The organism is Polaribacter porphyrae, from assembly GCF_002954685.1.
In the GTDB taxonomy this organism is placed as follows: domain Bacteria; phylum Bacteroidota; class Bacteroidia; order Flavobacteriales; family Flavobacteriaceae; genus Polaribacter; species Polaribacter porphyrae.
Genome location: NZ_MSCN01000001.1, coordinates 3,137,355 through 3,144,840, shown reverse-complemented (window position 1 = coordinate 3,144,840; position 7,486 = coordinate 3,137,355). Strand labels below are relative to the sequence as shown.

The 7,486-nt window shown below is 29.9% G+C and carries 9 protein-coding genes; 5 read left to right on the top strand and 4 right to left on the bottom strand.

Annotation, left to right across the window (positions count from 1 at the left end; translation table 11 throughout):
• Positions 1–77 precede the first annotated feature (77 nt).
• Together recJ and BTO18_RS14200 are read right to left on the bottom strand one after the other, a co-directional pair.
• A complete protein-coding gene (gene recJ, locus BTO18_RS14205) occupies positions 78–1,763 on the bottom strand; it encodes a single-stranded-DNA-specific exonuclease RecJ (protein WP_105016860.1) in 1,686 nt (561 codons plus the stop codon).
• A 45-nt stretch (positions 1,764–1,808) separates the two neighbouring features.
• Positions 1,809–2,240 carry an OsmC family protein gene (locus BTO18_RS14200; protein ID WP_105016859.1) on the bottom strand — a complete coding sequence of 144 codons (432 nt, stop codon included), beginning with the start codon at positions 2,238–2,240 and terminating at the stop codon, positions 1,809–1,811.
• Between the two features lie 83 nt (positions 2,241–2,323).
• On the opposite strand from BTO18_RS14200, the gene BTO18_RS14195 reads away from it, so the two are divergent.
• From BTO18_RS14195 to BTO18_RS14185, 3 genes are read left to right on the top strand one after another with little or no spacing between them, the layout of a single operon-like run.
• Complete coding sequence (locus tag BTO18_RS14195) at positions 2,324–4,486, top strand: Ig-like domain-containing protein (RefSeq protein WP_105016858.1); 2,163 nt, start codon at positions 2,324–2,326, stop codon at positions 4,484–4,486.
• A gap of 4 nt (positions 4,487–4,490) precedes the next feature.
• Complete coding sequence (locus BTO18_RS14190; protein ID WP_105016857.1) at positions 4,491–5,093, top strand: carboxymuconolactone decarboxylase family protein; 603 nt, start codon at positions 4,491–4,493, stop codon at positions 5,091–5,093.
• A gap of 15 nt (positions 5,094–5,108) precedes the next feature.
• Positions 5,109–5,543 (top strand): DUF1801 domain-containing protein, encoded by a 435-nt coding sequence (locus tag BTO18_RS14185; protein ID WP_226789050.1) that lies wholly within the window; start codon positions 5,109–5,111, stop codon positions 5,541–5,543.
• On the opposite strand, the gene BTO18_RS14180 is transcribed toward BTO18_RS14185, so the two are convergent.
• Both BTO18_RS14180 and BTO18_RS14175 read right to left on the bottom strand, forming a co-directional pair.
• Entirely contained in the window at positions 5,526–6,101 is a 576-nt protein-coding gene (locus BTO18_RS14180) for a uracil-DNA glycosylase family protein (protein WP_105016855.1), read from the bottom strand. The two genes, BTO18_RS14185 and BTO18_RS14180, sit on opposite strands and share 18 nt — an antisense overlap.
• A complete protein-coding gene (locus BTO18_RS14175; RefSeq protein WP_105016854.1) occupies positions 6,102–6,446 on the bottom strand; it encodes a HopJ type III effector protein in 345 nt (114 codons plus the stop codon).
• A 107-nt stretch (positions 6,447–6,553) separates the two neighbouring features.
• On the opposite strand from BTO18_RS14175, the gene BTO18_RS14170 reads away from it, so the two are divergent.
• The gene (locus BTO18_RS14170) at positions 6,554–7,069 is read left to right on the top strand and encodes a GFO_1088 family ECF-type sigma factor (RefSeq protein ID WP_105016853.1); all 516 of its coding nucleotides are present in this window, start codon (positions 6,554–6,556) and stop codon (positions 7,067–7,069) included.
• On the top strand, positions 7,050–7,475 hold the full coding sequence (locus BTO18_RS14165) for a hypothetical protein (RefSeq protein ID WP_105016852.1): 426 nt from the start codon (positions 7,050–7,052) through the stop codon (positions 7,473–7,475). The genes BTO18_RS14170 and BTO18_RS14165 overlap by 20 nt, the downstream gene beginning before the upstream one ends.
• Positions 7,476–7,486: the final 11 nt, after the last annotated feature.

Below are 7,486 nucleotides of genomic sequence, written 5' to 3'. Positions count from 1 at the left end.
AATATTATATAAAATGAGATTCCTCCTCATTCTTCGTTCGGAATGACATCCGTTATAAAATTTATTTAGAAATTTATCTACTTCAAGTCTTTCAACAATAATTGTACAGACTTATAACCATTCCATTCATTTTCATCTAAAACATATGCAATATCAAAATCATCTTGAACAAAAGCTATTTTATCACCTAAATTAAAACCTATGGCATTATAGGTTTTTTTATTATCTCCTTGAAAAACATTTAGTTTTAAATGGGTTTGCTCCTTCCCTACTTTTTTCCCAAAACCATTATCTCTAACACAACTCGTTTTAAAAACAGGTTTCATATTCTGTGGTCCAAAAGGTGACATTTGCTGAATAATTCTAAAAAATTTTGGTGTTATTTCTGATAAATCTATCTCTGCATCAATAGAAATTTCTGGAGTGAGTAGTTTTTTATCAATGGTTTTCTCTACAACTTCTTCAAACTTATTTTTAAAATTTTGATAATTTTCTGGCAGTAGGGTTAAGCCAGCTGCGTATTTATGCCCACCAAATTGTTCTATAAATTCGCTACATTTTTCTAAAGCATTATACACATCAAAACCCTTTACAGAACGTGCAGAAGCTGCTAATTTATCGCCACTTTTGGTAAAAACTAAAGTAGGTCTGTAGTATTTTTCTATTAACCTAGAAGCTACAATACCAATAACTCCTTTATGCCAATTTTCTTGATAAACAACAGATGTAAACCTGTTTTCTTCCTCATTATCAATAATTTGAATGAGTGCTTCGTTAGTAATTTTCTTATCTAAATCTTTTCTATCTGCGTTAAAAATTTCAATTTCAGCTGCAAATTTAGTTGCAGTTTCAAAATCCATTTCTGTTAACAATTCCACAGCATAACTTCCGTGTTTTAATCTTCCTGCAGCATTTATTCTTGGAGCTATAATAAAAACTACATCTGTAATTGTAAGTTCTTTTTTCTTAATTTGATAAATTAAAGCCTTAATACCATTTCTTGGTTTTTGGTTAATGACTTGCAGACCATAATAAGCCAAAACTCGATTTTCATCAACCATTGGTACAATATCAGCAGCAATTGCAGTAGCTACCAAATCTAAATAAGGTAGAAAATCTTCTATAGTTTGATTTCTAGAAACTCCCAAAGCCTGAATCAATTTAAACCCAACTCCACACCCACAAAGTTCATCAAAAGGATAATTACAATCTTTTCTTTTTGGGTTTAATACTGCAACTGCATCTGGAATGCTATTATCTGGTTTGTGATGATCGCAAATAATAAAATCAATATTTTTTTCTTTTGCATAAGCTACTTTTTCGATTGCTTTAATACCACAATCTAGTGCTATAATAAGAGAGAAATTATTGTCTTCAGCAAAATCTATTCCTGCATAAGAAATGCCATAGCCTTCTTCATATCTATCAGGAATATAAGTGGCTATATTTAATGTTATGGTTTTTAAATATGATGCTACTAAAGAAACTGCAGTTGTTCCATCTACATCATAATCACCATAAATTAATATGTTTTCATTGTTAGCAATAGCTGTTTCAATTCTTTGCACAGCAATATCCATATCTTTTAGTAAAAAAGGATTATGAATATCTTTTAAACTTGGGCGAAAGAATTTTTTAGCTTTCTTAAAAGAATCGATATTTCTTTGACAAAGAATTTTAGCAATGATTTTATCAACTTGTAAATCTCTAGCCAGCTGTTTTACTTTCTCTTTTTCTGGTTCTTTTTTTAAAGTCCATCTCATAGTTTTATGCTGAAATTGCTTCAACACCTTTTTACTTATTTCTAATTATACTTCTAGATGATGCAAGTGAATTTCTGTTTCAACCTCTGCAAATTGACGAAACATTTCCATAACTCCACAATATTTTGTAACAGATAGATTTACTGCTTTCTGAATCTTTTCTGGCTGTAATTCTGCATCTGTAAAATGATAATCTACTTTTACTTTATTATAATATTTAGGATGTTCGTCTGTTAACTCTCCTGTAATTTCAATATAAAAATCAGCAACTTCAGCTCTCATTTTTTCTAACAAAGAAACTACATCTAAACCAGAACAACCTGCCAAAGATGATAGCATTAGAGCTTTTGGTGCAAAACCTACAATGGCTCCATTATCTTTAGATTTATCAAACATTGTTAATTTATATCCACTTGGGTTATCGCTTTCAAATTGCGATTTTTGAGTCCATGTTGTAGTTACTATATTTTTAACCATAATTTATCTTTTATTAAAAAAATTAAGCCTTAAATTGTGCTTGAATACAAATGTAATAAAACAGATAGAAGTTAATTCGTATAATGTTTAAATCTATTCATTTTTCTAATCTTTTAAGCAGCATTGTTTTTTTATTTTGCTGTATTACCTTCTATGCACAAACAAATAACGCACCTTCAATTACTGCCCAAGGAAGACAAATTTTTTGCCCTGGAAGTCCAATAAACATAGTTACAGATTTTACAATTTCAGACCCAAACAGTGCAACTGTTGAGTTTTTTTTTATACAAATATCTACTGGTTATCAAATAGGTTTCGATTTATTACGATTAGAGGGTAGCTATCCAAATATTGTTACCAACTGGAATCAAAATGATGGAAAACTTACTTTATTTTCTGTAAATAATCAAGGTATTCTATTAACTAATTTAGAAGATGCAGTAAAAAATATCATCTTTACAACATCTACTATAAATGTTTCAGCAGAAAAAACATTTTCTTTAAGTATTGATGAAGCAAATTATTTACCGTTAACAGGTCATTTTTATGAGTTTGTTGAAAGACCAAATATACTTTGGACACAAGCAAGAGTAGAAGCCGAAACTAGAACTTATTTTGGAAGAAAAGGTTACTTGGCAACACTAACCAGTCAAGAAGAAGCAGATTTTGTTGGGAAACAAGCTTCTGGTGCAGGTTGGATTGGTGGATCTGATCAAGAAACTGAAGGCGAATGGAAATGGGTTACAGGACCAGAAGCAGGCACTATTTTTTGGAGAGGACAAATTAGTGGAACTACACCAAACTTTGCCTTTTGGAATAGAGGTGAGCCTAATAATTTTAATGATGAAGATTATGCACATATTACAGATCCTGATGTAGGTATTTTTGGTTCTTGGAATGATTTACCTAATGAAGGTGGCACAGGCCTTTTTATTCCAAAAGGCTATTTAGTAGAATATGGTGCTCCTGGAGATCCATCACTTCAAATTGTGGCAAGTACAAGCATTTATATTCCTCAAATTACCTCAACTACCAACGCTACAATTTGCGAATCTGGTACTGCAACAATTTCTGCAACTTCAAATGAAGGCGAAATTTTCTGGTATGATAACCCTAATATAGGCACTCAACCAGAATTAGCAAGAGGTAACGATTTAACTATAAATAATATTACCTCTACCACCCAGTATTATGCCTCAATAGTTGTGAATGGTTGTACTACACTACCACGAATTCCTGTTACAATTACCTTAAATCAAAAGCCAACTATTACTTCTGTCACTAATGATATAATTTGTTCTGGTGCTGCTATTTTAAGTGCTGAAGCATCAGAAGGAAATGTATATTGGTATGAAACAGAAACTAGTACAACACCTATTTTTGTGGGTGATAATTACAAAACACCTAATTTAACAGCTACAACAAGTTATTTTATTGAAGCTAATAATAGCAATTGTATTTCTGCAAATAGAACAGAAGTTACTGCTGTTGTAGATAATACTATACCAAGTTTTGAGATAGCCCAAACTAACTATGTGCTATGTAAAGATGTTGGTTCTGTAGATTTAGAAACCATAAATGCTCAAGGTAACTATAGATATGTTTGGAAAAAAGAAGGAGCTTCACTTTCTGAACAAACATCAACCATAAATGTAAACTCTTCAGGAACCTACACAGTAAGTGCTGTTTCAGATGCAGGATGTACTTCTTTAGAACAAACAATTGTAGTTACAGAGTCAGAAAAATCAAATCTTACTAAAGATGATATTATTATTACTGATGATTCTAAAAATAATTCAATTCAGGTAGTCAATTTAAATTTAGGTAGTGGAAATTACGATTTTGCTATTGATAATATTAATGGAATTTACAATTCATCAGGTTTCTTTCAAAATTTATCAACAGGAATACACACCTTGTATATTAGAGATAAAAACGGCTGTGGTACTCAAGAATATCAATTTTCTATTTTAGCATATCCAAGGTTCTTTACACCAAATGGAGATAATGAAAATGATTTATGGATGATAGATGGTTATGATAAAGCATTTTATACAAAATCAAATATTTATATTTACAACAGATATGGAAATCTAATGTATACTATAGAACAAAATGACCAAGGTTGGGATGGTAATTATGGAAGTAAAAAACTACCAGAAAACACGTATTGGTTTAGAGTTGTTTTAACTGATATTAATGGATATTCTATAGAAAAAATTGGAAACATTAGTTTAATACGATAACAATATGGCATTAGTAACACCTTTATTACCAGAACACGATTTAGAAACAAAAAAACTAGCAGAGTTTTTTAATGAAACTTTGGGTTTTTGCCCAAATTCTATTTTAACAATGCAACACAGACCTTTAATTTCTAAAGCTTTCATCAATTTAAATAAAGCTGTTATGGATAATCAAGGGCGAGTAACATCAGCATTAAAAAGAATGATTGCTTGGGTTTCTAGCAACGCAACTGGTTGTAGATATTGCCAAGCTCATGCAATAAGAGCTGCAGAACGTTATGGAGCAGAACAAGAACAATTAGATAATATTTGGGAGTATAAAACACACCCTGCTTTTTCTAATGCAGAAAGAGCCGCTTTAGACTTTTCTTTAGCAGCTTCTATGGTGCCAAATGCTGTAAATGCTGATATTAAAAAAGAATTGTATAAATATTGGAATGAAGGCGAAATTGTAGAAATGTTAGGTGTTATTTCTCTCTTTGGCTATTTAAATAGATGGAATGATTCTATGGGAACAACTTTAGAAGAGGATGCCATAGATTCTGGAAATCAATATTTAGGGAAACATGGCTTTGAAGTTGGTAAACACGATGGTTCTAAATATTAATTATCAAAATAAATTTTGAGTAATAGAGTTATTCATCCAGATTTTTTAAAGCACTTAAAGCACAAAGAAGACGCACTTATAAATTTATATTTAGGTTTACGAGACTTTATTTTAGAAATTCATCCAAAAAGTAACGAGTTATTGTATCACACACACGCTTTAACATCTTTATATTCTGTTTCTAAAAAAATGAGTGATGGTTTTTGTATGATTCCTATTTATACAAATCATCTTAACCTTGCTTTTAATAAAGGAACTATTCTTAATGATTCTAATAAATTATTACAAGGCACAGGAAAATGGATGAGGCATATATCTATAAAGACTGAAGTAGATTTTAAAAATAAAGAAGTAGAAAAATTAATACAATCAGCAATAGATTTGGCTTTAGAAGATTCAACTGCTAAAGAAATGAATAAAGGAATAACAATATCAAAAATTAAGAATTGAGGCTATCGTTTTCTGTAATTCTGGAATAACATTTTGCTCAAACCAAGGGTTTTTTGTCAACCAAAATCGATTTCTTGGTGATGGATGTGGAAGTGTAAAGTATTTTGGTAAATATTCAGGATAATTATCTACAGTTTCAGTGAGAGTTCTTTTAGCTTTATCTTTTAAATAATAATTTTGTGCATACATTCCTATTAAAATAATGAGTTCTAAATTTGGCATTTTATCAAATAATTGTTGATGCCATTTTGGAGCGCATTCTTTTCTTGGTGGTTTATCTCCACTTTTTCCTTTTCCAGGATAACAAAAACCCATAGGTACAATTGCAAATTTTTCTACATCGTAAAAATCATCATCATAGACATTTAGCCATTTTCTTAATTGTTTTCCACTAGCATCATGCCAAGGAATTCCAGATTTATGAACTTTAGTTCCTGGAGCTTGCCCGATAATTCCAATTTTAGCATTTTTATGACCAGTAACCACAGGATTTGCTCCCAAATCTAAATGAGGTTCACAAAGTGTGCATTTTTTTATTTGGGATAAAAGGTTTTGCATTTACGTTATTAAAGTTAATACTTCACCTTGATAATCTAAACCTTCAAAACCAGTTTTCATAAAATTTCTGATATTTTGGTGAGAAGTTCCATTTGCATCATTCAATACAGATTGATAATGTTCTCCAAAACAAAAAAGAGCTTCCTCTTTTGTTAGTTTTTGATGCATTGCAAATGCAAATAATTTACAAGAACCTGAATTCTCTCCTACTTCATTTTTAATATCTCCATTTGCAAAAGAAGTTGGTATAAAGTGATAATTGGCTTCAATTACTTGCATTGTTTCAGAAAATGTAATTTTTAATGGGTTTGCTTCTAATCTATTTTTAAAATCTTGAATTGTCATTATTATTAAAAATTTACATCAAATAAAGTCATTTATCTTATCTTACTCTAAAGAAAAACAAAATTCTTTGTTATGAATGATTACTTTTTTACGTTATAGAAATAAGAATGAACAAACAAGACTTTAAGCTTAAAGTATTTTCATTATCAGAACGTATTTATCCAATGGTTGCAAGAATGCTTGGTAGTGATATCAATGCTGAAGATGCCATACAGGAAATCATGTTAAAACTATGGGAAAAGCGAAATAAAGTTGCGAAACATCCTAATATAAAAGGGCTGGTTTTTTTAACTGCTAGAAATCATTGTATAGATGTTATCAGAAAAAAACCAATGATTGTAGAGGATGCAACAATATATTTTAAAACCGTAAAATCTTCTGATTCTCATGTGGATTTTGAATGGCAAGAGTTACAAAAAATTGTATTAGAAATTTTGAAAGAAATTCCAAATCAGCAACAAGAAGTTTTTATGATGAGAGATATTGATGGTTATGAATTTACAGAAATAGCTACTGCTTTAGAAATAAAAAAAGAACATGCTCGTGTTTTATTATCGAGAGCAAGGAAATATATAGGTATTGCACTAGAAAAAAAATATAGTTATGAAAGAGGAACATATTAAAAATCTTATTCAAAAATATAAATCTGGAACAACTTCTTTAGAGCAAGAAAAGACTTTATTTGAAACTACTGATATTCCTGACAATAGTATTAAAAAAGTATCATCATTTGTAAAAAATAGTAAAAAAGAAGTTCCAGAAAATTTCAATGAGAAATTATGGGATTCTTTTGAAGGAAAAACAAAAAAGTCTAATAAATTCAATTATGGTTGGCTTTCTGTAGCAGCTTCTATTGTGCTGATTATTACACTTTACATGTATAGTAATAAAGAAACTGAAATGACAATTGCAGAAAAAGAAGCTTTATTAAACGAAGCAAAAGCAATGTTTGAGAATGAAAAACAAGAAGAAAATTATAAAATTATTTTAGAAAATGAATTGGTAATTGTGTATTCTAAAATTCAATAAAAAATAAATAA